The 24,348-nt window shown below is 45.7% G+C and carries 18 protein-coding genes; 10 read left to right on the top strand and 8 right to left on the bottom strand.

Annotated elements, in window-relative coordinates; all coding sequences use genetic code 11:
- Positions 1 to 156 precede the first annotated feature (156 nt).
- The 6 genes from rppA (at position 157) to rpmB (ending at position 5,740) form a co-directional block, all read left to right on the top strand.
- Positions 157 to 846 carry a two-component system response regulator RppA gene (gene rppA, locus QUB56_RS13720; RefSeq protein ID WP_332955800.1) on the top strand — a complete coding sequence of 230 codons (690 nt, stop codon included), beginning with the start codon at positions 157 to 159 and terminating at the stop codon, positions 844 to 846.
- 77 nt (positions 847 to 923) lie between these two features.
- Complete coding sequence (locus QUB56_RS13725; RefSeq protein ID WP_332955802.1) at positions 924 to 1,163, top strand: hypothetical protein; 240 nt, start codon at positions 924 to 926, stop codon at positions 1,161 to 1,163.
- The gene (locus QUB56_RS13730; protein WP_332955804.1) at positions 1,160 to 1,507 is read left to right on the top strand and encodes a type II toxin-antitoxin system PemK/MazF family toxin; all 348 of its coding nucleotides are present in this window, start codon (positions 1,160 to 1,162) and stop codon (positions 1,505 to 1,507) included. The genes QUB56_RS13725 and QUB56_RS13730 overlap by 4 nt, the downstream gene beginning before the upstream one ends.
- A 20-nt stretch (positions 1,508 to 1,527) precedes the next feature.
- Positions 1,528 to 2,859: a two-component system sensor histidine kinase RppB gene (gene rppB / locus QUB56_RS13735; protein ID WP_332955806.1), complete on the top strand. Its 1,332-nt coding sequence runs from the start codon at positions 1,528 to 1,530 to the stop codon at positions 2,857 to 2,859.
- A 499-nt stretch (positions 2,860 to 3,358) separates the two neighbouring features.
- Complete coding sequence (htpG, locus tag QUB56_RS13740) at positions 3,359 to 5,347, top strand: molecular chaperone HtpG (protein WP_332955808.1); 1,989 nt, start codon at positions 3,359 to 3,361, stop codon at positions 5,345 to 5,347.
- Positions 5,348 to 5,503: 156 nt separating this feature from the next.
- Positions 5,504 to 5,740 carry a 50S ribosomal protein L28 gene (gene rpmB / locus QUB56_RS13745; protein WP_332955810.1) on the top strand — a complete coding sequence of 79 codons (237 nt, stop codon included), beginning with the start codon at positions 5,504 to 5,506 and terminating at the stop codon, positions 5,738 to 5,740.
- Positions 5,741 to 5,819: 79 nt separating this feature from the next.
- On the opposite strand, the gene QUB56_RS13750 is transcribed toward rpmB, so the two are convergent.
- Together QUB56_RS13750 and proS are read right to left on the bottom strand one after the other, a co-directional pair.
- The gene (locus QUB56_RS13750) at positions 5,820 to 8,795 is read right to left on the bottom strand and encodes an adenylate/guanylate cyclase domain-containing protein (protein WP_332955812.1); all 2,976 of its coding nucleotides are present in this window, start codon (positions 8,793 to 8,795) and stop codon (positions 5,820 to 5,822) included.
- 178 nt (positions 8,796 to 8,973) lie between these two features.
- Positions 8,974 to 10,779, bottom strand: coding sequence for a proline--tRNA ligase (proS, locus tag QUB56_RS13755; RefSeq protein WP_332955814.1), 1,806 nt, complete (start codon positions 10,777 to 10,779; stop codon positions 8,974 to 8,976).
- A 931-nt stretch (positions 10,780 to 11,710) separates the two neighbouring features.
- On the opposite strand from proS, the gene QUB56_RS13760 reads away from it, so the two are divergent.
- Positions 11,711 to 14,845, top strand: a complete 3,135-nt coding sequence (locus tag QUB56_RS13760) for an MFS transporter (protein WP_332955815.1) — start codon at positions 11,711 to 11,713, stop codon at positions 14,843 to 14,845.
- Between the two features lie 184 nt (positions 14,846 to 15,029).
- Here the strand turns inward: QUB56_RS13760 and QUB56_RS13765 are convergent, their stop codons facing one another.
- A complete protein-coding gene (locus tag QUB56_RS13765) occupies positions 15,030 to 15,209 on the bottom strand; it encodes a hypothetical protein (RefSeq protein ID WP_332955816.1) in 180 nt (59 codons plus the stop codon).
- A gap of 71 nt (positions 15,210 to 15,280) precedes the next feature.
- A complete protein-coding gene (locus QUB56_RS13770) occupies positions 15,281 to 15,871 on the bottom strand; it encodes a Uma2 family endonuclease (protein WP_332955817.1) in 591 nt (196 codons plus the stop codon).
- A 288-nt stretch (positions 15,872 to 16,159) separates the two neighbouring features.
- Here QUB56_RS13770 and QUB56_RS13775 point away from each other — a divergent pair, with 288 nt between their 5' ends.
- A complete protein-coding gene (locus tag QUB56_RS13775) occupies positions 16,160 to 16,639 on the top strand; it encodes an orange carotenoid protein N-terminal domain-containing protein (RefSeq protein ID WP_332955819.1) in 480 nt (159 codons plus the stop codon).
- A gap of 224 nt (positions 16,640 to 16,863) precedes the next feature.
- Here QUB56_RS13775 and QUB56_RS13780 read toward each other — a convergent pair whose 3' ends face one another.
- The 4 genes from QUB56_RS13780 to QUB56_RS13795 form a co-directional block, all read right to left on the bottom strand.
- Positions 16,864 to 17,538 carry an acetoacetate decarboxylase family protein gene (locus tag QUB56_RS13780; protein ID WP_332955820.1) on the bottom strand — a complete coding sequence of 225 codons (675 nt, stop codon included), beginning with the start codon at positions 17,536 to 17,538 and terminating at the stop codon, positions 16,864 to 16,866.
- A gap of 660 nt (positions 17,539 to 18,198) precedes the next feature.
- A complete protein-coding gene (locus QUB56_RS13785; protein WP_332955821.1) occupies positions 18,199 to 19,680 on the bottom strand; it encodes an S-layer homology domain-containing protein in 1,482 nt (493 codons plus the stop codon).
- 829 nt (positions 19,681 to 20,509) lie between these two features.
- On the bottom strand, positions 20,510 to 22,615 hold the full coding sequence (locus tag QUB56_RS13790) for a M10 family metallopeptidase C-terminal domain-containing protein (RefSeq protein ID WP_332955822.1): 2,106 nt from the start codon (positions 22,613 to 22,615) through the stop codon (positions 20,510 to 20,512).
- Positions 22,616 to 22,748: 133 nt separating this feature from the next.
- The gene (locus tag QUB56_RS13795) at positions 22,749 to 23,423 is read right to left on the bottom strand and encodes a polysaccharide deacetylase family protein (protein WP_332955823.1); all 675 of its coding nucleotides are present in this window, start codon (positions 23,421 to 23,423) and stop codon (positions 22,749 to 22,751) included.
- 79 nt (positions 23,424 to 23,502) lie between these two features.
- Between QUB56_RS13795 and QUB56_RS13800 the strand changes: the two genes are divergently transcribed.
- Together QUB56_RS13800 and QUB56_RS13805 are read left to right on the top strand one after the other, a co-directional pair.
- The gene (locus QUB56_RS13800; RefSeq protein ID WP_332955825.1) at positions 23,503 to 23,796 is read left to right on the top strand and encodes a DUF433 domain-containing protein; all 294 of its coding nucleotides are present in this window, start codon (positions 23,503 to 23,505) and stop codon (positions 23,794 to 23,796) included.
- Positions 23,793 to 23,966, top strand: coding sequence for a DUF5615 family PIN-like protein (locus QUB56_RS13805; protein ID WP_332955827.1), 174 nt, complete (start codon positions 23,793 to 23,795; stop codon positions 23,964 to 23,966). The genes QUB56_RS13800 and QUB56_RS13805 overlap by 4 nt, the downstream gene beginning before the upstream one ends.
- Positions 23,967 to 24,348 lie beyond the last annotated feature (382 nt).

Here is a 24,348-nt window from a genome sequence, read left to right on the forward strand (position 1 = left end):
AGCCTGCGCGTTGGAATGCATCCGGGGGCTTGCGATCCAATTAGTTTCGGTCATAAAATTTCATGCTGGTTTCATGTCAGTATGCGATCTTAGATGTGGGGTAGATGCTGCCGCCCGCTAACAATGTATAAGGATTTACCGCTATAAATTAGAGTTATGAGAGTTTTGCTAGTTGAAGACGAGCCAGATCTAGGAAAAGCGATCGAGCGCACTTTAAAGCAGGAAAAATATATAGTTGATTGGGCTTTGGATGGCAGTGAAGCTTGGGAATATTTAGACAGCCAGTGGACGCAATATACCCTCGCTATTTTTGACTGGTTGCTACCAGGATTGTCAGGATTGGAACTGCTGCAGAGATTGCGTGCTAAACCTAGCGCACTGCCCGTCTTGATGCTAACAGCAAAAGACCGAATGGAAGATAAAGTTGCGGGACTAGATGCCGGGGCTGACGATTATTTAGTTAAACCTTTTGGGATGGCGGAACTGTTAGCAAGATTGCGGGCTTTGCAAAGGCGATCGCCCCAAATTCAACCGCAAAAGCTACAGGTAGGAAATCTCGTTCTCGACTGCGGGAATCGCACTGCTTGTCATCTCGAACGCAACGGCAAAAACCAGATGATTTCGCTAACAAACAAAGAATTTCAACTGTTAGAATATTTTATGAAACATCCGAACCAAATTGTCACCACCGACCAAATTCGGAATCAGCTATGGGAGGTTAGTGCAGATACCTTTAGCAATGTGGTAGCAGCTCAAGTGCGCTTGCTGCGGCGCAAACTTGAATCAGTGGGTTGCGCGAATTTAATTGAAACTGTACACGGCGTCGGATACCGCATGAGAAATTAAAGCTGTAAGCGCAACGGCGGGCGGATTATATCTCGTTTCCAGTATCTGGCTATAATATAGAAAACTCGATCGTAAAAATGACTGCTATGAAAGATTTAATCCAACAAGAGTTAGAAAAGCTCGATCTAGAACAACTCAAACAAGTATTTGAATTTATTGCCTTCCTAAAATTCCGTGCCAGATTAGCTACTATTCCAGCAATCGATGAAACTAACTTAGCTGCACTCTACGGCGAATTTGCCGAAGAAGACCGACAACTTGCGGAACTCGGAATAAGCGAATATGCAGAACTGCTAAAACATGAGGATTTGGCATGACAGTCAGACGAGGTGAAATCTGGATTGCAGCCCTAGATCCTACACAAGGTTCCGAACAGGCTGGTGTACGTCCCATTATTATTTTCCAGAACGATACTATTTCGAGATACACGACTACTATTCTCAGTATTCCTTTAACAACTAATCTGCGCCGTGCCTCTCTCCCTTCATGTGTTTTCATTCCCAGCGGTGAGGGAGGATTGACTCAAGATTCCGTTGCATTGTGCCATCAAATGCGAGTTTTGGATAAAACACGATTGCGAAATAAAATTGGTGAAGTTAATCCAGAACTCTTGGTACAATTAGAAAATAATGTATTATTTACCTTGGGATATTTACTTTAAAAAATAGCGCTCGGCTCAATGTGAATCAAAATAAACTATTTAACCGGACTCGCTGGCAATTAGCTATTTCCTATGCGGCTGTAATGGGTTTGATTTTAAGCTTGTTGGGATTTGGCGTATATAAGGCGATCGCCCACGCTCACTGGGTAGCCATAGACCGCGAATTAGAATCAGTAGCCGGGACGCTACACGACAGCCTAGAGATCAAATTGCAGCAGCCCGGACGCCTGGAACCAATAGTAAACGAACTTTTGCCCAACTTGCGCGTAATAGGAATTAACGGCATTAAAAAACCGTGGCCAGAACGCCATATTTTAAGCGCTATCAACCAAAGCTATTACTATATCCGTTTATTTGATAATTCAGGAAATTTGATGGCGACAGCAGGCGCTTATCCGGAAGAATTGCCACCGACATTTAACTCACAACACTGGCAAACAATCACTGACAGCCAAGGCAATAGTTATCACCAAATTTCTGTATCGCTGCACACAAAAAATCATGAAAATTGGGGATATTTTCAAGTTGGGCGGAGCTTGCAAGACTTCAACAATTATCTCAGTACAGTCAAATTAGTTTTAAATTTGGGATTGCCGACTGCGTTAATTTTGGTAGGTTTTTCTAGTTGGTGGCTGGCTGGATTGGCAATGAAACCGATTTATTCTTCCTACCGACAAATCCAACAGTTTACAGCCGATGCTGCCCACGAATTGCGGACGCCTTTAGCGGCATCCCAAGCAACAGTAGAATCAGCGCTTTTGATGTCTGAATTGGATGAAAAAGAAGCGCGGGAAATTTTGCGAACTGTAGAGCGGCAAAACCGCAGATTGACTCAGTTAGTGGCTGATTTGTTGCTGTTGGCACGGATGGACTCTCAAGCGATCGCCGATCGCCCTCAGCTTTGTTGTTTGAATGACCTGGTTAGCGATTTAGTAGAGGAATTGGCAGCTTTGGCGATCGCCTCCGAGGTAGCCCTAACATCGTCCATCCGCGTACAGCAGCAATTAAATGTTGTCGGCTATGCCGATCGACTTTACCGTTTGGTTGCTAATTTAATTGTTAATGCCATTCAATACACTCCGGCTGGGGGAAAAGTAACAGTTATTTTAGATTGCAGCCACCAGGAGGCGATCGTTCAGGTTCAAGATACCGGTATTGGGATAGCTGCTGCAGATTTAGAGCGAATATTCGATCGATTCTACCGAGTCAACAGCGATCGATCCCGCAATACCGGCGGTTCGGGACTGGGATTGGCGATCGCCCAAACCATAGCCCGGGCACATCGTGGCAGCCTCAGCGCCCGCAGCGAATTGGGGCAAGGCGCTACTTTCCTGCTGCGGTTGCCTTTGTGAGCTACTATTTGACATCTCCCCAGCCCTTTCATAGACGGGGATTCATCAGACTATAATGGAGGTCTTACAGGTGCTGGCAAATCACCTCTACACGCTCAAAACAACTACCATTACCAGAGGTATTGCAATTGCGCTTACTTTTGTTTTACTTTCGGAGTCCATCACAACGCCAGATAGGTACGCTCCATGTTCACCATTACTTGTTTACCCAGGCTACGGTCATGCCGAGACGAGATAACGAGCGGGGTTTCTCCTTAATAAAACACTTCTTCACGTAGATGGTTGTTCTTACTTGCAATTTAATTCTAGCATATTGAGGGCGGTTGAAACCGCCCCCGCGTTCCTCCCCATGATGTAAGCCATTGGCTTCTCGCTCAATTATGGTGAGGGAAACCGAATCATCTTTTTAGGGTAATCCCTTTTGCAGAAGAGAGCACGATCGCCGAAAATCATTAAATAGCTATTTCTAAGCAATTAGCAGTCATCACAGAGAAAAATTATGACAGTTTTAGAACAGGGAACAATCTCAATCCATACCGAGAATATTTTCCCGATCATCAAGAAGTCGCTATACACCGACCACGAAGTATTCTTGCGGGAACTAATTTCTAACGGCGTTGATGCCATTGCCAAACTCAAAATGGTTTCCCGTTCCGGCGAATACAGCGGCGACATTGGCGAACCGCAAATCAACATTGCTATTGACAAAGAAAACAAAACCCTCTCAATTTCCGATAACGGGATCGGCATGACGCCGGACGAGGTAAAAAAATACATCAACCAAGTCGCTTTCTCCAGCGCAGAAGAATTTATTCAAAAATACCAAGGCAACGGCGACGACGCAATTATTGGTCACTTCGGCCTCGGTTTCTACTCTTCTTTCATGGTCGCTCAGAAAGTAGAAATTGATACTCTTTCTTACCAAGAAGGCTCCCAAGCCGTACACTGGTCTTGCGACGGTTCCCCCGCTTTTGAACTATCAGAATCTACCCGCACCGAACGCGGCACTACTATTACTCTTACACTCCAAGAAGAAGAACAAGAATATCTAGAACCCAGTCGCATCAAGCAGTTAATCAAAACTTACTGCGATTTCATGCCGGTTCCCATCAAATTTGAGGGCGAGGAACTAAACAAGCACAAAGCAATTTGGCGGGAATCAGCCAGCAATTTGCAAAAAGAAGATTACTTAGAACTGTACCGCTACCTTTACCCGTTCCAAGACGAGCCGCTGCTGTGGGTACACCTGAATACAGATTATCCTTTCATTGTTAACGGGATTCTTTTCTTTCCCAAACTGCGGCCGGATGTCGATGTTACCCAAGGCAATATTAAGCTATTCTGCAATCAGGTTTTTGTCAGCGACCACTGCGAAGAAATTATCCCGAAATTCTTGATGCCGCTGCGGGGAGTCATTGACAGTACCGACATTCCGCTGAACGTTTCTCGCAGTTCTTTGCAAAGCAATCGCACAGTGCGGAGAATCGCTGATTATATTGCGAAAAAAGTGGGCGATCGGTTAAAAGAACTCTACCGCGACGACCGCAACGAATACATCCGCTGCTGGCAAGATATCGGCACTTTTGTCAAGTTTGGAACTCTCAACGATGACAAGTTCAAAAAGCAAGTCGAAGATATTTTAATCTACCGCAGCACCTACGAACCAACCGCGGACAAGCCAGAAAGTGTAACGCCCGAAGTTCAGGTGCAAAGTGAGGAAGGAGATTTGTGGCAAGATGTAACTCCGAAGTCGGAAAATTCGGCTTCAACGCAGCCTTACACGACTCTAAAAGAGTATTTGGAACGCAATCAAAAACGCCACGAAAATCGCGTGTTTTATTGTACAGATCCGGCGTCTCAAGCAACTTACGTGGCAATGCACAAAAGCCAAGGTTTAGAAGTGCTGTTTATGGATTCTTTCATCGACACGCACTTTATTAGTTTCTTGGAACGAGAATACTCAGACGTCAAATTCTCGCGGGTTGATTCCGACATCGACGAAACGCTAATTGACAAAGAGAAAGAAGCGGAAATTGTCGATCCGGCGACGAATAAGACTCGCAGCGAACAAGTTAAAGAAATGTTCCAAAAAGCTCTCAATAAGCCGAAAGTGAACATTCGCACAGAAGCTTTGAAGTCTGACTCTGCGGAGGCGACGCCACCTGCGATCGTACTTTTGCCGGAAGCTTTGCGCCGGATGCGGGACATGACGGCGCTTTTGCAGCAGCAACCGGCCGAATTCCCCGAAGAACACGTTTTGCTGGTGAATACGTCTCACCCGCTGATTCAAAATCTGGCTAGTTTGAGTCAGGGTGCGATTATTCAAAGCGGCGGCGAGTCTCCGTCTGCAGAGTTGGCGAAGATGATTTGTCACCACGTTTACGACTTGGCTTTGATGGCCCAGAAGGGTTTCGATGCTGAAGGGATGAAGGATTTTGTCGAGCGCTCGAATCAAGTCTTGACAAAATTGACGGAACGTGCAATGTAATTACCCCCCCCAACCCCCCCAAGCTTCGGGGGGGAGCAAGAGTTTATTTCTATTGCTAAAGGGATAACTAAAGCCTTCTTCCTTCTTCCTTCTTCCTTCTTCCTTCGGCTATAATGAAATGCTGCACGCAAAAAAAACGGTAATCTGGAGGGCAATATGTCACGGAAATGTCAGCTAACGGGGAAGAAGGCGAATAACGGTTTTGCGGTTTCTCACTCGCACCACCGCACTCACAAGTTGCAAGACGCAAATTTGCAGTGGAAGCGGATTTGGTGGCCGCAACAGAAGCGCTGGGTTAAATTGCACCTTTCTACGAAGGCGATTAAAACCTTGCAAAACAAGGGTTTAGAAATAATGGCGAAGGAAGCTGGAATTAACCTGCACAAGCTTTAAAAAACTTGGCTAATGTAAAAGTAAGGGCGATCGCACTCTCAATTGTGCGATCGCCCTTACTTTTAGATAAAAACCTTTATTAAAGCAACTTTCTGCCTTTCAGTAAATAAGTAGTCATCTCGCCTTTGCCTTTAACTTCGATAGCGCCGCGGTTTTCAAAGGAATACTTTTCTTGCAACTTCTGATAAGTTGTCTCTGTGACTTGAATACGCCCCGGCAAGCCGTGAGATTCCATGCGGTTCGCGGTGTTAACGGTGTCTCCCCACAAATCGTAAATAAATTTTTTAATACCGATTACTCCGGCGACAACCGGGCCGCTGTGGATGCCGATTCTGATGCGAAAATCTTGCTTGTGGGAATTGCTGAAGTCAGCAATTGCCTGCTGCATATCCAAAGCCATTTCTGCGATCGCTTCTGCATGATCGCTGCGGGGCATTGGCAATCCTCCTACTACCATGTAAGCGTCGCCAATTGTCTTAATTTTTTCCAATTCGTGCTTTTCTGCTAGGCGATCAAATGTCGAAAAAATCTCGTTAAGCAAGGAAACTAATTCCTGCGGAGAAATTTGGGAACTAATTTGGGTAAAACCGACTATATCTGCAAACAATACTGTTACTTCGGCAAAAGTATCGGCGATGATGCTTTGGTCTTGTTTGAGTCTTTCGGCGATCGCTTGCGGTAAAATGTTGAGCAGGAGACGGTCGGATTTTTCTTGTTCTAAGCGCAAAGCTGCCTCAGCTTGTTTGCGAGTTGTGATATCTTCGACAGTACCTTCGTAATAAAGCAAATTTCCATCTCGATCGCAGACAGTATAAGCATTCTCGGAAATCCAAATTATACTGCCATCTTGACGGTAAACTTGAGATTCAAAATTTGATACTTTGCCGTTTGTTCGCATTAAATTAATGACTTCGGCGCGCCGTTCTGGGTCTACATATAAGTGGCGGTTAATATTAGTTAAATCCCCCATAAACTCCTCATAGGAACTGTAACCATAAATACGAATTAAAGCAGGGTTGACGCTGAGGTATTCCCCATCTGGAGTAGTTTGAAAGATGCCGACGATCGCATTTTCAAAAATGCTGCGGTATTTTGCCTCGGCTTGCCGCAGCGCTTCTTCAGCGCGCTGGCGTTCTCGCGCTTCCATTGCGAAAGTTACAGAGTCTGTTAGAGAAACAGCGAAACTTTGTTCTTCAATCGTCCAAAAGCGGGGCATTCCTACGTGTTCTAAACAGAGAACTCCTGCTGTTTGCCCGCCTATTTGAATCGGCGTATCTAGCATGGAAGTGATGCCGAACGGAATTAGGTAAGATTCCGCAAGTTCTCTAGTTCTAAAATCTTTTTGCACGTCAAAGGCAGCAATGGCGCGTTCTTCTTGCAGTGCTTGAAAATAGGCAGGATAGTCTGCTGCTGCTAATTCCCAACCCTCTGAGTGCTGGTTGAGAACGCTATCGAACAAATCCAGGCACTCGATCTTGGATTTAGTGCGATCGTACAGCCACACGCTCGCTCGGGCAACTTCCAGAGTACGGCTAGCAGTTTCAGTTATTTCTTTAAGCGCTTTTGTTAAGTCGCCTTGATTGAGCGCTTTATTTTTGGCTAAATCAATTAATGCCGATTTCTGTTTCTGTAGCTGAAGTTCGCTTTGTTTCAGGGCATTCGTCCGCTGTTCTACTCGGATTTCCAGCTTTTCATTCAGATGAAGCAGCGCTATTTCAGCTTTTCGGCGATCGGTGATATCTGTGCCGATGCAGAGGATTTCCAGGAGTTTTCCCGCTGAATCAACCAGCGGTTTATTTGCCCAAGATACCCAAACGCGATCGCCACTGCGCCGCATATTTTCATTTTCATAGCTGATAAAGCCATGGGGATTCCGTAAAATTTCATTATAAAGCAGCTCTAAGTTATTCCCTTCGAGGTCTGTGTGGGGCATAATTGTTCCCACAGGACTTTTTCCCAGGATTTCTTCCACCTTGTAACCAAAGAATTTTTCGGCGAATTCGTTAAAAAAAGTAATATTGCCGTCAGCGTCCAATTTCAGAATAATGCTGTTAGCATTTTCCACCAATTCTCGATATTTAATTTCGCTCTCTCGCAGAGAATACTCTGCAGATGCGCGTTCAGCTACTGTCGTTGCCAATAACAGCGAGGTAATCGTAACTACAGCCATAAAAGCTTGCAAAAATAAGATAGCCTGAGGAATATTTTCGGCTTTGGCTATGAACGGCCCCCCTCCCTGAGAACTGCCCAAAATTGCGATGATTGAGACAATAAACGATGCTAGGACAGCGGCTAGTTGGCCGAATTGGAGCGCCGCCCAAATTATCAAAGGAAACGGCAAATATTCCAGGGGATAACGAGAAATAGAAGCGTCATTTTTCGACTCAAAGACAATCCAGGTTACCGCAATTAATAATATTAACCATACTCCCCGCCAAAGTAAATCTTTTTTTGGGTGTTCTGTTGGTATTTTTAAACTATTCACGGTTACTTTAGAGCGAAAAAGTATTAGGATTAAGGGAGTTAAAATTAAAACTCCCATTGTGTCTCCCAACCACCATTCCCATCGAACCGACAAATATTGGCTCCCATCTACTTTGCCCGCTAAATATAGGGAAAAAGCGCCAATAGTGCAACTGATTTGAGTAGAAATTAGACCGCCAAACAAGATTAAATTAACTACATCTTTCAAGCGAGCGAGAGACGGACGAAACCCGAGCCAGCGCAGGGCAGTTGCTGCAAAAACAGCTTGCAGAATCGCCCCGACGTTTCCTCCCAGCCAAACCGCGAATATCTGTTCACTTGGGTTAACTAAATTGAGTAAAAATGTACCCAAAACTATGGCAGGCCAGACTTTACTCCCAAACAATAACAGTCCAGCTTGTGCAATTCCTGCGGGTGGCCACACCGAGGCAGCAAAGGGACTAACACCTTCAATTGACATTGCTAGCCTCGCCCCCAAGGCGTAAGCGACACTAACTACAGCTACTTGAACTAAGTATCGCCCAATTCTGGATTGAGGGAATCGAAGAAACTGATTCAGGTTCAGATTCATGTCGAGTTTTAAGTTTTAGGGAATTTCACATTTTGTCTTTCAAGTTCACACCACAAGGAAGAAGGAAGAGGGATGAAGGAAGAAGGAAGCTAATGTAGGGTGCGCAGTGCGCACCTTACGCTATACGTTCCGCGCTAATGTAGGGCGATGCACTCCGCACCTTACCAATTATAAAGGCTTATTTGATGGCCGCATCAATCCACTGTTTCAAAGTAGAATTGACTTCATCAATGAGAATTTCATGTGAGTTGTGAGTCGCTCTTTCCACAACTTCAACTTTACCGGCTTTCAGCGAACGACCCGGAACAATCCGATAGGGAATGCCGATTAAATCAGCATCTTTGAATTTAACTCCGGCTCGTTCGGCTCGGTCATCGAGTAGGGTTTCAATGCCAGATTGGTTGAGTTCTGCATAGAGTTTTTCGGCGACTTCTACTTGTTCGGCGTCGGAAATATTGGGGATGCTAATGATGGCGTGATACGGGGCGATCGCCACTGGCCAAATTATCCCGTCTTTGTCGTAGGATTGTTCTACTGCCGATTGAGCTAGCCGCGACACGCCGACGCCGTAGCAGCCCATAACAAAGGGCATTTCTTCACCTTGTTCGGTGGTGTAGGTAGCGCCCATTGCTTGGGAGTATTTGGTTCCTAATTGGAAGATGTGCCCCACTTCGATGCCTCTGGCACTTTGCAAAATTTGTTCGGGGTTGTGTACTGCCCGATCGCCCGCAACGGCTGTTCTGACACCTACAACCGTTGCTGGTAGCGGAAATTCTTTATCCCAATTAGCCCCGACAACGTGGTATCCTGATTCGTTAGAACCGGTGACAAAGTTTGTCAGGTCAACTGCGGTGCGATCGACTAAACGCAAAAACTTAGAGTTTACCTCCTTGCTCCCAGCGATATAATCATCAGCAAGATCGGGAGCCATATAACCGAGAGGTAAAGATTTAGCAGCCCATTTCCGCTGAGCTTCCGCATCGGGAACAGTCAAAAATAAAACTGTTTTAGCTTGATAATTGCCCGCTAACTTCGTCAACTCATTCAGCAACTTTACCTGATTCACATCTTGGTCGCCGCGAATGCTTACCAATACCAAGACTGTGATGCCATTGTCATAAACAGCTTGGTAAAGCACATTTTTGACAACTTGCGTCGGAGAACATTTCAAAAATTTGCAAAGTTTATCAATTGTTTCAGTTCCCGGCGTTTCCCGCTTTTCAAAAGTTGCAAAGGGCGACGGTTCCACATCAGCAGGCAGGGAGACAGCCTTTTCCACATTAGCTGCATACTGACCGTCTTCAGTATAAAGAACTTCATCTTCTCCCGCTTCAGCCAACACCATAAACTCTTGAGAACCCGAACCGCCAATTGCTCCCGAATCTGCATCTACTGCTCGGAATTGCAAGCCCGAGCGGCGCAGCATATTGCTGTAAGCTTGAGCCATATCCTCATAAGTTTTTTTCAGACTTTCTTCGTTTGTATGGAAAGAATAGCCATCTTTCATAATGAATTCGCGACCGCGCATCAACCCAAAACGCGGGCGAATTTCATCTCGAAACTTAGTTTGGATTTGATAAAGATGTAAAGGCAATTGCCGATAGGAACGAATCAGATCTTTAGCAATTGTAGTAATTACTTCTTCGTGAGTTGGACCCAGTCCCAATTCTCGCTGCTGCCTGTCTGTCATGGAAAACATAATACCTTCCGCTTGAGTGTAAGTGTCCCAGCGGCCGGATTCCCGCCACAAATCAGCCGGTTGCAATTGCGGGAGGAGGCATTCTTGAGCGCCGGTAGCGTCCATTTCTTCGCGCACAATTTGGGAGACTTTTTTGAGAACTCGCCACATCAAAGGGAGATAAGCATAAAGGCCGCTACCGATGCGCCGGATGTATCCCGCACGGAGTAATAGTTTGTGGCTGGGAATTTCTGCTTCTGCTGGGTCTTCGCGCAGGGTTACAAAAAGCATTTGAGAGAGTCGCATAGCTGATTTCCTTAAAATACCGGATGATTGTAATCTCAGATTAACTTCTGATATTATCAGAGGTGAGCCGAATTTGATTAACTCCCTAAATAAATTTTGGAAATTTTATCAAATAGCTAGGGCGGTATTTAATAATTGTCATTCTTGTACTCGGCAATTTAAACAGAAATTATTAAAACATGAAAAAGAAAAATTTGTTCTATAACCTACTTTGAGGAGGCAACTGGGCGAGGTATCCAGCACCGTATCCAGCCCGTGAAAATTGAGAGTGTGCTACAAGTAAAATTTGGCTATATTAATGAATAATTATAGCAATCCTAAATGATTCAGATAAATTTGTAGGGGTAGTGCCTTTCTTTGCCTACCCCCTATCTATCGGGCAACCACGGGGGGATTGCCCCTACAATAATTATGCAAATGATGCGAGGATTGCTATAGCTCAAATAATCGATTCTTTGATTCAACTAGAAACCCTCGCGGTCACGCACAGGACTGATTGTGCAGCTCGATCGCTCGGAATTATTAGCTCGTTTTGAGCCTAAAAATTAAACTGAATCCTAACTCGGTAACGCACTATACGATATCTAGGGTGCGCCAAAGATCGCTTTACTACTATTGATAATGGGTAGCGATCGCCCCCCGGCTCAAACTTGTCGCTTTTATGCGAACTCTGCTGCTACCAGTCGCATAAAAACTAATTTCTGACTTTAGACGGATTTATTTTTTACCTTCCCCAGGCATAATAAGCAGTAAGGATGAGATAACTAGAGAACTGATTTACTACTCATCCCTTTTTCACTAATAAGGGCTTCCGTAAGATTAAGCCTGACCAAAACAAACCACCATCTAAAGATTACAAAAACCCCTGTAAATAAATTTGGGGTCAATTTTATCTATGCCTAAATCGGCATAAAAATGTAGGAGGTAATTTATGTTGGAAAGCGAGTTATTAATGTCGCTGTACAGTCCCAAACTCAATATTTCCCAAATGCCAGTAGAAATAGATGTGCCATTTGACCACCCCGATATCGGAGGGTTGATGTTCTTAAGCCCTCAGTTTTTCGTAGCATTAATCGCCGGAGTCATTATGGCTTTCGGCTTCCAATTCCTGTTAACAAATTTCTCGATCGCGGCCAAAATCTCAAATTGGGACGAGGCTTTACCCGACGATGACGATGATGATGAGTCCGAAACTTTAGGCCGTAAAGTTCGGAAAATCGAAGGTTTAGTCGGGGGTTGGGTTTTAGTCACAGTTAACCTGGCTTTATTTTTGGCTTGTTTTCTGGCAGTCAAACTAACTTCAATTGCCAGCGTAGACGGAGCGGCAATTATTGGTGTGGTCATCTGGGCTGCGTACTTTTTAACCCTGGTGTGGCTTGGTTCTAGCGCCGTCGGTTCTATGATCGGTTCCTTGATAAAAACTGCTTTTTCTGGCGTTCAAGGCGTCATGGGTACTGCGGGTGCAGCGATCGGCGGCAAGATGGCCAGCGACCAAATGGTCAATACTGTAGAGGCATCTGTTGCCGCTGTCCGCCGCGAGTTGAGTTCGGCTGTAGACCCGGAGAGCATTCGCGACACACTACAAGATTATGTGGGTTCTTTGCAGTTACCGAAGCTAGATGTTAAGGAAATTCGCGGTCAATTTGAAAAGTTGCTGGGCGATGTCGATATCAAACCTCTTGCGGGAAGCGATGTTCTGAAGAATGTTAACCGCCAGACTTTTGTGGATTTGATTAAGAGTCGCACAGACTTTTCTCAAGAGGAAATAAATCAAGTTGCCGACCAACTCGAAGGGGTTTGGAAGCAAACATTCGGCCAGCAGCAAGAGCAGAAAGACCCGAATTTAGAATTGGTTAATTTTCTCAAGTTTGCGGCTCCCGATTTGCTGAAGTCGGACGAACTCAACGCCAAGCTGTCTCAAATTCTCGAAAGTAGGGAAAACAAATCGGAATCCGGCTCAGGCCCCATGAAGCGAGCGATGCAGTTGGGTGTGGAAGCTCTTGTGGGCACTGTTTTGTCGCGGACGGATTTGTCTGATTTGGATGTGGAAAAAATCTCTGGTCAGTTGCAGCAACTGACAGCCCAAGGGACCCAAAAAGCTAAGTCTTTGGCTTCTAAGGTGGGCGACAAAGTGCCTGCGCTGCCTTTCAATACAGCTAAGGCTGATGTGGAAAACTACTTGCTGAATACCCAACCTTGGCATCTCAACCGGGAGACAATCAAGCAGGAATTTAGGGATGTGATTTACGACCCGGAAGCTTCTCCCGGGGCCGTTTTGCGCCAGTTAGAGCTGTTTAATCCCGATTATTTTGTAGGGATTCTCGGCCGCCGCGAGGGGTTTGCTCCGGAACAGGTAACGGAAATTGCCGAACAGCTTGAAGCTGTCCGCCAAGAAGTGTTGGAAATTGTGCAAGCTGCTGCTGGTGAAGAACAGTCTCAAGATTTGCGCAGCCGGATTGAGAATTATTTGCGATCGACCGGCAAGGAAGAATTGAATCCTGAAGGTATCGAGAAGGACTTCCAAGCGCTGTTAGAGGATCGCGATGCTGGTTTTGAGGCTTTGCGCGATCGCCTTTCGCAGTTTAACCGCGATACTTTCGTGCAGTTGCTCGGTCAGCGGGAAGATTTCAGTCCCGAGGAAGCCGATCAGTTAATCGGGCGGCTCGAAAGTTCGCGCGATCGCGTGATTTCTCGAGCTCAAGAATTGCAAGAGCAAGCGAAATCGAAAGCGCAAGAATTGCGGCAAAAGGTAGAAGACTATCTCCGCAATACTAATAAGGAAGAACTCAATCCTGAAGCGATCGAGCGCGAGTTTCAAACCCTGTTAAACGACCCGGAAGCCGGATTTAAAGCGCTGAGAGAACGCTTGTCTCAATTCGACCGCGATACCCTGGTGCAGTTGCTGTCACAGCGCCAAGACCTCAGCGAAGAACAGATAAATCAGGCGATCGACCGGATTGAATCTGTGCGCGACAACATTATCCACGCGCCGCAAATAGTTGCAGATAAAGCTAAGGAGCAGTACGAGGAAGTTACTGCAAAAATTGGCGAGTACCTGCGGAATACTAACCTGGAAGAACTCGATCCAGAAGGTATCAGTCGGGATTTGACTAAATTGTTGGAAAATCCGAAAGAGGGTGCTTTGGCACTTCGGGAAAGACTTTCTCAGGTCGATCGCGAAACTTTGGTGAAGCTGCTTTCGCAGCGGGAAGATTTGAGCGAAGAACAGATCGATCGGACGATCGATCGCGTGCAAGATTCGATTCGCAGCATCGTGAAATCGCCCCGCCGCTTGGCCTCTCGCGCTCAAAAAACCGTCCGGGATTTCCAAGGAAGTTTGGAAAATTACTTGCGGAATACGGACAAGGAAGAACTCAATCCTGACAGCATCAAACGCGATTTGCAGTTGCTGTTTAGTGAGCCGGGGATGGGGATGCAAAGTTTGGGCGATCGCCTGAAGCACTTCGATCGGGATACGCTGGTAGCGCTGCTGTCGCAGCGGGAAGACATCTCGCCAGAGGAAGCCAACAAAATTGCCGACCAAATTGAATCTGTCCGCCACCAAATTGTCGAACAAGTTCAAATGGTTCAGGACAAGTTTCAGTCAGCAATCGATGGTATTTTCGCGAAAATTCGGGATTACCTCAATTCGCTCGATCGACCAGAACTCAACTACGAAGGCATCAAGCGGGACTTCCGCAAAGTGTTTGACGACCCGCAGGCCGGATTTGACTCGATTAAGGAGCGTTTAAGTGAGTTCGATCGCGGTACTTTAGTTGCCCTGCTGAGTTCTCGTTCCGATATTTCCGAGGCTGACGCTCACCGAATTGTTGACCAAATGGAAGGAGCCCGGGACAGCGTTTTATTGCGTGCGGAACGCCTGCAAAATGAAGCTAAAAAACGCATCAAACAGCTCAAGCACAAGGCCAAGCAGCAAGCAGAAGATGCGCGCGAAGCGGCAGCAGCAGCAGCTTGGTGGCTGTTCGGTACGGCTCTGACTTCTGTGGTTGTTTCCGCTCTGGCTGGAGCAATAGCAGTAGGCGGGATTTCCGGTTTGTTTAGCTAGACTTTAAACGAGTTTCAATTAACTTTCTCCTGATTCTAGGCTGGCAAAAAGCCAGCCTATTTTCTTTGACTGATACCAACTCCGGTAGCATCGGAATTAATATTACTCACAGTCAGGACACCTCGAGTGCCTTAGTCCCTACCCCCATTAATTGTAGGGACACGGCAGTGCCGTGTCCTCTATATCATTCCGATGCAACCGGAAACAAGATGATACCCCATTTGTTTGGTGTGGCATAATTGCAGAATAATTTTAATTGTTTTGTGGGATGGGCGTCCCCCTCGTCCGGTGTATTGTCAAAGCAGGCGGGACATCCCACAACAATCATCCTCAAATTGTGCAACGCCTTTGTTTGGTGTTGCATAATTGCAGGATGATTTTGATTGTTTTGTGGGATGGGCGTCCCGCCCGTCCGGTGTATTGTCGTAGCGAATTCTATTCCCCGAGAAATTTAGGAGGAAATACTTTAGATAAATCTAGGAACAAATCCCCAAAATTAGGGAGGGCAACAGTCTCGTCAGACCGAAAAATTCTCTTGACGCGATAACCAAATTTGCCTTGCGAATTCTGATAAGGATCGCTGTAACATTCCAAACAATTTTCTAATAAATTAAATATCCAATAGTCAGAGATACCGGCTTCAGCATAAAGGGGCAACTTGACCTGTTTGTCGTAACTCAAAGAAAAATCCGCAATCTCAATCAGTAACAATATATCCGCTGTTGTGGGGTGAGAGGATAGATAGTCATCAGGGCGATTTTGCACGATCGCGCGATCGGGTTCTGGTTCGCTGTCGTCGCGCAGAATAATCGGTTGTTGCCCCCGCAGTGTGGCCCTTTCTCCCAGCAGCTTAAATAACTCGCGTTCCAAGCGTGTCTCGCAAACAGAGTGAGCAGTACCCTTAGCAGCCCTGTGGATAAGTTGTCCCTCGATCGACTCAATTCGATCGTCCTCACCAAAGAACCCCAGTTCTGTCAGGCGATGATATTCCGCTATGGTGAAGCGTTTAGCAGTTGCGATCGACATAACACGCACCTAAATACAGGTCTGTTGCGATTATAGGCGATCGTCGATCGGCTAAACACTGCTAATCTCGAGCACAGCTAACAAAAATATTATCAAATTGGCCTCATCCTTTAGTTGCAAATTTACCCACTTTTGGTCAATTTACTCCACGAATTTACGTCCGGGATCGGATCAGCCTTAAGCAAGATTCTAGCCTCACTATTTATTAGGTACATTAACTTAAGTAGCAAACAAAAGTTTTCTCACAAATAAGAAAACTGAGCAATACATATTATTTTGGAGGCTTGAATGACATTTTCTACTGCCAGTGCTTACGACCAAGGAAAAGCAGATATTCAGAGCTTGAGTGTAGACGACCAATTAGGTGTGCTGTGGTTTGTTTACACCGAAATGGGCAAGTCAATAACGCCAGCGGCTCCCGGTGCTTCCGGTTCCGACATCGCTCAGGGTTTGTTCGATCGAGTCAAAGCGCTGCCCCATGAAGAACAACTACAAGTAATGCGCGACATTGCCTCAAAAGCCAATACAGAAATCAGCCGGATCTACGGCTCGATGAGCCCTGAAACCAAACTGGCTTTTTGGTATTTCCTAGCAGTAGGAATGGACGAAGGAACTATTATTCCCGTGCCTCCAGACTATCAACTTCCTGACGCAGGAAAAGCTTTATTAGGAAAGGTTCAGGGGATGGACTTTCAGCAGCAAATTGATTTCCTTCGCGGTACAGTTTTAGAAATGGGTGCTGAAGCCGCTCCCGGGGCTGGCATTTAAAAATAGGACTTACGAAAAAAAACCCGTTTATCGGAGAATATTGGGTGCAGCAACGAGGCATCTAGCAAGAAACCGGGTTTTTAACCGTTTGATGCGTAAGTCGTCAAAAAGATTAGTAAGTAGCTCAAACTAATACGCGGCGCGAGAAACCCGGCTTCTTCAAGAAACCGGGTTTCTGGCTGTTGTGTTTTTTTAGGTTTACGATGAAGATCCGCACTTGACACCTAATAACTGAATTCAACGAATCTGTGTCCCACAACTGCGGGCGCACCGACTGTTAAACGCATATCTTCGCAGGCAACTGTTAGCAAGGGCTGACCTAGGTTTAAACTGGCAAAAGGACTTTCTTCTGCCACTTCTAATTCGCCTTTAATCAAACCGATGCGAGACTCTAATTTTCCTTTAAACAACAGCAAATTGCTGCGGTCAGCGCTGAAAACATTTCCGCTAACAGGCAGCGGTAAAGCTAAAGTTTGGTTGCTGTAATTGAGACTGCACAGTTGACGGTTTTCTTGGCGAACTGTGACGCGGTAGCCTAGCGGTGCTGCCTTTACCGAATGGCTACCTTCCCAACTAAATTGAGCTAATTCTTTAGGAAGCCCCCAAATTTCGCGCCCGCCGGCTACCGAGTTAGGATTGTCTACGTAGATGTGGGAAATCCAAGGGCCCCATTTTCCTGCATAATGGGCGATCGCGCCAACTACAATTAACTCATTGTACTCCATCACCGAACCCAACCCGTAGGAGGATATATAAATGCCACCTAGGGTTTTTCCGGGCAATACAGAGACAATTTCTAACTCAGAGGGAACCAAGGGACGAACTCGTGCCACATCTACCAATTGTAAAGTCCCAACAGCATAACCTTGCAGATGCCAAGGTGCAGGTGGATATACCATTTTAAGTGATTTAATGTGATATTTTATATTTATTTTAGCTCAGGATCTAAAACAGCAACAGCTTTTGGTATTTCTCCACACCTTGTTAGTAAATTTACTTTCTTTAAACTAATTAATATCTGGGCAGAAATTAGATAAATATTTAAATAGGTAATTTAGCTGGTAAAAAGTATAGATTTTCCGGTACATCGGGACAGAGAATACAAAACTTAAGTGGCAAATTATGTGAGACAACTCGGCAATGGAAATGGAAATGTCAACTTGCCAGGTATAGCGGTTCTCGGAAAGATGAGGTATTCACCAATTAATTAACAATTCCCCAATCCCCCAATCTAAAATCTAAAATATAAAATATAAAATTTAAACTTGTACCTCATCTATCTGAGAAAGGCTATATCTAGAAGACCGGGTTACACCAAAAATACGTGGCTGTAACTAAAGATTTAAATAAACCCGCCCCCACAAAGCCGTAAATAATCATCTACATTTTAAGGATTAGTATCGAAGTAAAAATTGACCGGGTTTATCTGTAGTGTGGGGGCGGGTTTATTGAGATTGTTAGCGGGAATTAAATATTATTGGTAAAACCCACCCCCTACAGATACTATCCGCGTTAATCCGCGTTAATCCGCTTTAATCTGCGGTTAAAGACCTCCAAATCTACTTACTCGCATAACCCGCGCTCACCAAAAACTCGCGCAACTTCCCAAAAAATTGAGTGCGATCGCGTCCTTGATAAACCCTCTCCAACAACTGCCAACCCTCCGCATCCTCGCCCATGACATACTTGCTAGCCATGAAAGCCGCCAACACCCCTTTGACCTCCCCACCTTCACTCACACGCTTGTTAGATTCCAGCCAAAGCTCAGCAGAATTCGTGTATACTTCCACCGGATACTGCTTGGTAACATCTTGCATTTTACCTTGGCGGTACTCCCAAACTTGCAGCGGGAAGCGAGAATCAGCATAATTTGTAAAAGCCTCGGAAAATCGCCCGTCCTCACTCTTGAACTCGGGAATATCATTTTTGCCAAAATCGACAATTTCGTAAGTTACATTGCCCCAGAAATGCTTGATATGAGTGTATTTTTTAGCCGCCGAGTCGTAGCGGTAAATAAACGAATAATTGCAGCAGCGGGCGCCGCTGTTGATTGACACTAAATCTGCCAGGACTTCCGGTTCCTTGTCGCCGTCCAAATCGCGGATGCGCAGCGATAACAAACGCCCTTCTGATACTTCTTCGCTGGCTTTCTTGTCGGGATTGTCTACTCGAGAACGAGTCGGAATCAGCACTGGTTCTTCTAATAAACTTTGACCGTTGCGGATAATTTTGATGCGGAGATTTTTAGCATTTTCTGCTTCTTTTACGAAAGAAACTTCCGCCCGAACTTTCCCAGATTCCGAGATTTCTGTTGTTCTCGGCGGGCCGATATCTGGGGGAACTTGGGCGATATATGCCGCAGGAACTAAGGCAGTTTGACCGGGTTTGGCGATCGCTTGACAGAAAAAAGTTGCTACTTCGGCGCGAGTAGCATTCCGAGTAGGTTCTAGCTTTTTAACAGCCGGATAATTGACCACAAGTTGTTTTTCTGTGGCGGCGGCGATCGCATTTCTTGCCAGTTCGGGAATTTCCGGTGCATCTTCAAAAGTCGCATCCAAAATCTCAGCCGCCGACCCCGCAGGTGTGTATTTCAAGCCGCTGGTTAAAGCTACCAAAACCTGCCAGCGGGTAACATTCAAAGTCGGGTTAAAAATACTGCCGCTGTAACCGGACATAAAACCCGTCTGATAAGCTTCTCGAATTGCTTTAAAACCCCAGTAATTTGTAGGAATATCTGCAAAGTCGATCGGATTGCGGACGGTTTTGGCATCGGGAAAAGCCCTGCGAACCATCGCCGCAAACTCAGCGCGGCTGACTGGGCGATTCGGGCGAAAAGTGCCGTCTTCGTAGTAGCCGCTGATAATTTTTTTCTCTGCTAACTCCTCAATGCAAGCTTGCGCCCAATGGTCTTTAACATCCTTAAATTTGGCTTCAGCAAATGCCGGCGCTACATTCAGGCCCGGAAACACTAAATTCCCAAGGATTATGCCCAAGGCTACCAGTAAACCGATGATAGCTTGACGTTTGTGCGATCGAACCATATAACAGCCTCCTCATCAAAAAATTGGGTAGAAACCCCGTCCTTTTAGGACGGCTTTGTGTTACAATATAATTGGTAAATGACCCACCCGCGACGATGGAGACATAAACCCGCGTCTCCAAAGCTTGCAATGACTGCAACGGGGAAGAAAAATCGGTAGACCGGGAAAAGAGGACTTGGCTATGGGCAGTCCACCCCTAGAATCAAACAACAAAGATTTTTGTTGGTATTCGACACATAAAACCGCAGGGCTTGCGGGGTTAGTCTGTGGAGCGAGCATAAGACCAAATCTCCTTGAGAGTGGAGGCCGCTGCTAAGAAGCAGAAAGGTTCAAGAAGTGATTCTTGGAATCACCGTGCCTGATAGTCGGTGAGGATGTCAAAATTCGCAAATATACCAAAACCTACAGCACTTATGCACTAGACCTCTTGCAAAAATGCACCAGACCCCTCCCCAACCCGGACCGCGACTTCGGTCCGGGAGCCTAATTTTTATTGCTTCCCCCCGAAGCCGCGGGGGGACTGAGGGGGGTGAGTTTTTGACTTTTGCAAGAGGTCTACTCATATTAAAGAAACCGGCTTTTTTTAGGAAAATCTTTGGCTGTAGCCCTCAAATTAGGTGAAAAACCCGGTTTCTTTGGTGGGAATGCGTAAGTCCTATTGTAAAAAACCCTCGTTTCTGACCAAGAATTTCTTGATGGTACCCGCCACGTGATTTATCCGTGGAATCAATCCCAAATCTCAAATCGAAAATCCTCAAGCCCCCGAATTTATCCGTGGGGTCAATCTAAAATCTAAAATCTAAAATCTAAAATCGATTGACTATCTCTGCTAAAACAAAGCAGCAGTAGCGCCTGATACACGGAAGCGTGGAATAGAATAGCTGATAGCAACTTTGTCACCTGCGATCGCGATGTTATCCCCAAAGGAACTAGCTGGTTGAACATTACCCAAAACAAAACCAAAGTCTGTAGCCAAATAAGTCTCGATCGGGTTTCCTGTTGTACTGTTAAAGCGATATACAGCGCCTTGAGACTCGTAGGATTTGGCTCCAATCAGAATATCACTGCCTGTAACTGCCAAGCTACCTCCGAAACCATCGTTTGTGTATAAGTTGGAATCGGGGGGGTTTGGGTTGGAAAACTTTCGGATCAATGAGCCTGTATTGCCGTCAAACAGGTACGCTGCACCCCTACCGCGATCGGCAAATGGCGCTCCTATGAGAATATCGTTACCAACTGCTGCGATCGCCTTGCCGAAAGTAGCACTATTGTCGGCAGGATCGGGGCTTGGCAAAGTTTGGAGGAGTTGACCGGTGATGCTATCGAACAGATAAACTGCTGCATTAATGGATGTTTCCAACGGTTGTTTTGATGAGGCTGCGATCGCAACTTTGTTTCCGACAGCATTTGCATATTCAACCGGAAAAAGATTTCTCGGGATGGGACTAAAAAAGCTTTGCAGTAGCGCGCCTGTATTGGAGTCAAACACGTATGCAGGAGCTACTGTTTGGTAACTGAAAGGTAAGTCTGGAGCGGGAGAAATCAGGACGTTGTTACCCACAAAGGCGACTTTTATATCAGTGCCGGAGCTAAAAGGTTTGGTATCCCCAATGATGAAGCTTTGCAGTAGTGCACCTGTATTCGTATCAAACAGGTATGATTCGTTGCCGCCAGATGAAATCAGGGCTTTATTATCAGCTATAGCGACGTTGTTACCAAAGGAAACAGATTGTGTAGGTAACCTAAAAGTCTGGAGGTCCTTCCCCGTATTGGTGTCAAACAAGCGAGCAGATCCTGGAGCTTTGTTGTCAATGCTTGTAGTTCCGAGGAGCAGTCTATTGCCGTCGGCTGCGATCGCATTGACGAAATCGAAGGTTTGAATCGGAGAGGGTGGGTTGCTATCGTCTAGAACTTTTAATGTAGCTGTATTCTGCGTGCTAATATTCGTGATGCCTGTAGGTTCGCTCAATGTCAGCAAAGCCGATCGAGGATAATGACGAATTGCATCATCGACTAAAGGGATATTAACAGTTTTAGGTGTAGTGTCTCCAGCGGCAAAATTGACCGTACCTAAGTTGACTGGAAAAAAGGCAGCATTTAAGTTTGAGGGGCGAAGGCTGGCCCCAACAAATGGATTGGGATAATCCAGCGTTACTGTGGCGCTGACAGCAGTGTCGCTGCCGTCTGTGCGAGTCACGGTGACAGTATTGGAAATATTGCTTTCATTGGTTATGAAATCATTGGCGCTAAAAGCTAACCTGCCGGGAACGAGAAAGTCCGATCGCTCTAAACTGCTACTGCTAACATCTTGTAAAACTGCCAAAAATTCCCCTGTATCTTGTTGAATTACAGTATTATTTGGATTTTGAGAGTCTGGCAAAATGATGAGATTTTCAAACTGAAGCCCGCCTGCTAAGGCAATTTTATCCTCGCCTTTGTCAAAATCAGTAATAGTATCCGCTAGAGCAACAGTAGAACCGCCGACTTTATTTGTGAGTACAAATACGTCATTGCCTTCGTCTCCGGTGAGAGTATCTACACCAATATCGCCGTTGAGAGTATCGTTGCCAAGGCCCCCAAACAGTGCATCGTTACCTTTGCCTCCCCGCAAAATGTCGTCGCCGGCTAAACCGCTAAGAGTATCGTTATCTCCTTCGCCTTTGAGCAAGTCATCACCATTTTCTCCTAACAGCGAATCGTCGCCTTTACCGCCGTAAAGTGAATCGTTGCCGTCATTGCCAAAAATGCGATCGTCACCGGCATTCCCCAGAATCAATTCTGCATCTGAGGAACCCGTTACAGTATCCTCTCGGCCCAACAACCACGCTCCACCAGGAAAATTAGCAAGCTGTCCCGCGGAAAGCGTAAGATTTTCCGATGTTTCGTCTCCTACCAAGCGCGGCGGGTTATAAAAATTGTCTGCTTTTAGTGCCATCTTCGCGTCCTGTTTGCTAAATTGAACTTTTGGCAAGAAACCGGAGTTTTTAATCGCAATACTTGCTAAAACCCCTTAATCTCGGTTAAAAAACCCGGTTTTTTTGTTTGGAGTAGCGATCGCACTGACGCAATCAGGCAGAAACTTGTTGCCACAGGCGATCGACTGTCACGAATTTGTAACCTTTATACAAAAGCAAGGGAATTATTTTATCAGCCGAAGCTGCCACATCTTCGCCGCCGCAATAGCCGTCGTGCAGTACAATAATTGAACCGTTTTCAGTTTGCTGCACGACGCGACTAATAACTTTCTTAACCCCCGGCCGCACCCAATCTTCCGGGACGACACTCCACATTACGGGGCGATATTCCCACTGTTGCAATAACTCTAATGTTCGCGGCGTAAAAATGCCGTTGGGTGGCCGCACGTCCAGGATTAATTTTGGATCTAAATCGCAAGCTTTGGCAATTGCTTTTTGCGTGTCTTCTAAACTTTGTTTTAGTTCGTGGGTTTTGAGTTTGGGAAAAGATATATGCTGGTAGCCGTGGAGGCCGATCCAGTGTCCGCGCTCGTACACTTCTTTAGCCGTTTCTGGATGCCTGTCAACGCAAAATCCCAGCCAGAAAAAACTAGCTTTGATGTCGTATTTATCTAAAACTTTTAACAGTTGAGGTGTGTGCTGACGGTGCGGCCCGTCGTCAAATGTGAGGGCAATTTCTCGGCTGTTGATATCTCCCGTCCACAGACATCTGGGAAAAGCAGATTTGAGAATGGGATGAACGACAGGAAACAGGGGTGCTAGTGGCATTGATTAACCTTGATAAATGCGATCGGGTAGAAATGAAGCTGCGTTACAATAGGATAAAGTTAGCTCAATCGAGGTAAATATGACAACTGCCGTTGATATAGGAACGCTAATTGTCCGCACGCCCGGAACTTGCGGCGGCAGCCCACGAATCGCAGGTACAAGAATGTCCGTTCGGAGCATAGCAATTGACTACAAAGCAGGAATGACTCCTGAAAAAATTGCTGAAGAATTTCCGCATTTAACCTTAGCACAAATTTATGCAGGCTTGGCTTACTATCACGCTAATAAAGATGAAGTTGAGGCGGAGATAGCAGCTTACTACGAAGAGTGCAAGTATTGGGAAGCTGAATACATGGCAGGTAAGTTATCGTGAGTCAAATTCGTCTCTATATTGATGAAGATTCTGGTAACCTTTCGTTGGTAGAATCTTTGCGTAATTCTGCTGTAGAGGTGATGACTACCTCAGAGGCGAACAAACTTAGCTCTTCAGATGAGGAGCAGCTAATCTGGGCAACTGAGCAAGGGCGCGTCAATCGATTTTAGATTTTAGATTTTAGATTTTAGATTGAACCCTACGGATAAATGCGGGGGCTTGAGGATTTTCTAAAATCGATTTGGGATTGATTCCACGGATAAATCACGTGGCGGGTACCACCTTTGAAATTCTTGGTCATTTACAGTTCTAATATGGGAGATCTCTGCCGTTTGCACAGAACTTTTGCTGAACAAAAAAGAACTCATTCAGGAAGTATTGTTGTACCTAGACCAAGTTACTCAGTAGGCGCTCAGTGGCGGGGAATTTTGAATTTGATGGCGGTTAAGCGAGCAGAAAAAATGATAAATAAACTCGAATATTTGGGGGCTTATATCAGAGCTGAATAACCGTCTGCAAGAGATGAGCGATCGCAAATTTTAAAAATTGTTA

The organism is Microcoleus sp. AR_TQ3_B6 (assembly GCF_036702785.1).
Classification (GTDB): Bacteria; Cyanobacteriota; Cyanobacteriia; order Cyanobacteriales; family Microcoleaceae; genus Microcoleus.

What these genes read in the sequence shown, in the direction of transcription:
- rppA (WP_332955800.1), top strand. Translation starts at nt 157, where the DNA reads ATGAGAGTTTTGCTAGTTGAAGACGAGCCAGATCTAGGAAAAGCGATC.
- QUB56_RS13725 (WP_332955802.1), top strand. Translation starts at nt 924, where the DNA reads ATGACTGCTATGAAAGATTTAATCCAACAAGAGTTAGAAAAGCTCGAT.
- QUB56_RS13730 (WP_332955804.1), top strand. Translation starts at nt 1,160, where the DNA reads ATGACAGTCAGACGAGGTGAAATCTGGATTGCAGCCCTAGATCCTACA.
- htpG (WP_332955808.1), top strand. Translation starts at nt 3,359, where the DNA reads ATGACAGTTTTAGAACAGGGAACAATCTCAATCCATACCGAGAATATT.
- rpmB (WP_332955810.1), top strand. Translation starts at nt 5,504, where the DNA reads ATGTCACGGAAATGTCAGCTAACGGGGAAGAAGGCGAATAACGGTTTT.
- QUB56_RS13750 (WP_332955812.1), bottom strand. Translation starts at nt 8,795, where the DNA reads ATGAATCTGAACCTGAATCAGTTTCTTCGATTCCCTCAATCCAGAATT.
- proS (WP_332955814.1), bottom strand. Translation starts at nt 10,779, where the DNA reads ATGCGACTCTCTCAAATGCTTTTTGTAACCCTGCGCGAAGACCCAGCA.
- QUB56_RS13760 (WP_332955815.1), top strand. Translation starts at nt 11,711, where the DNA reads ATGTTGGAAAGCGAGTTATTAATGTCGCTGTACAGTCCCAAACTCAAT.
- QUB56_RS13765 (WP_332955816.1), bottom strand. Translation starts at nt 15,209, where the DNA reads ATGCAACACCAAACAAAGGCGTTGCACAATTTGAGGATGATTGTTGTG.
- QUB56_RS13770 (WP_332955817.1), bottom strand. Translation starts at nt 15,871, where the DNA reads ATGTCGATCGCAACTGCTAAACGCTTCACCATAGCGGAATATCATCGC.
- QUB56_RS13775 (WP_332955819.1), top strand. Translation starts at nt 16,160, where the DNA reads ATGACATTTTCTACTGCCAGTGCTTACGACCAAGGAAAAGCAGATATT.
- QUB56_RS13780 (WP_332955820.1), bottom strand. Translation starts at nt 17,538, where the DNA reads ATGGTATATCCACCTGCACCTTGGCATCTGCAAGGTTATGCTGTTGGG.
- QUB56_RS13785 (WP_332955821.1), bottom strand. Translation starts at nt 19,680, where the DNA reads ATGGTTCGATCGCACAAACGTCAAGCTATCATCGGTTTACTGGTAGCC.
- QUB56_RS13790 (WP_332955822.1), bottom strand. Translation starts at nt 22,615, where the DNA reads ATGGCACTAAAAGCAGACAATTTTTATAACCCGCCGCGCTTGGTAGGA.
- QUB56_RS13795 (WP_332955823.1), bottom strand. Translation starts at nt 23,423, where the DNA reads ATGCCACTAGCACCCCTGTTTCCTGTCGTTCATCCCATTCTCAAATCT.
- QUB56_RS13800 (WP_332955825.1), top strand. Translation starts at nt 23,503, where the DNA reads ATGACAACTGCCGTTGATATAGGAACGCTAATTGTCCGCACGCCCGGA.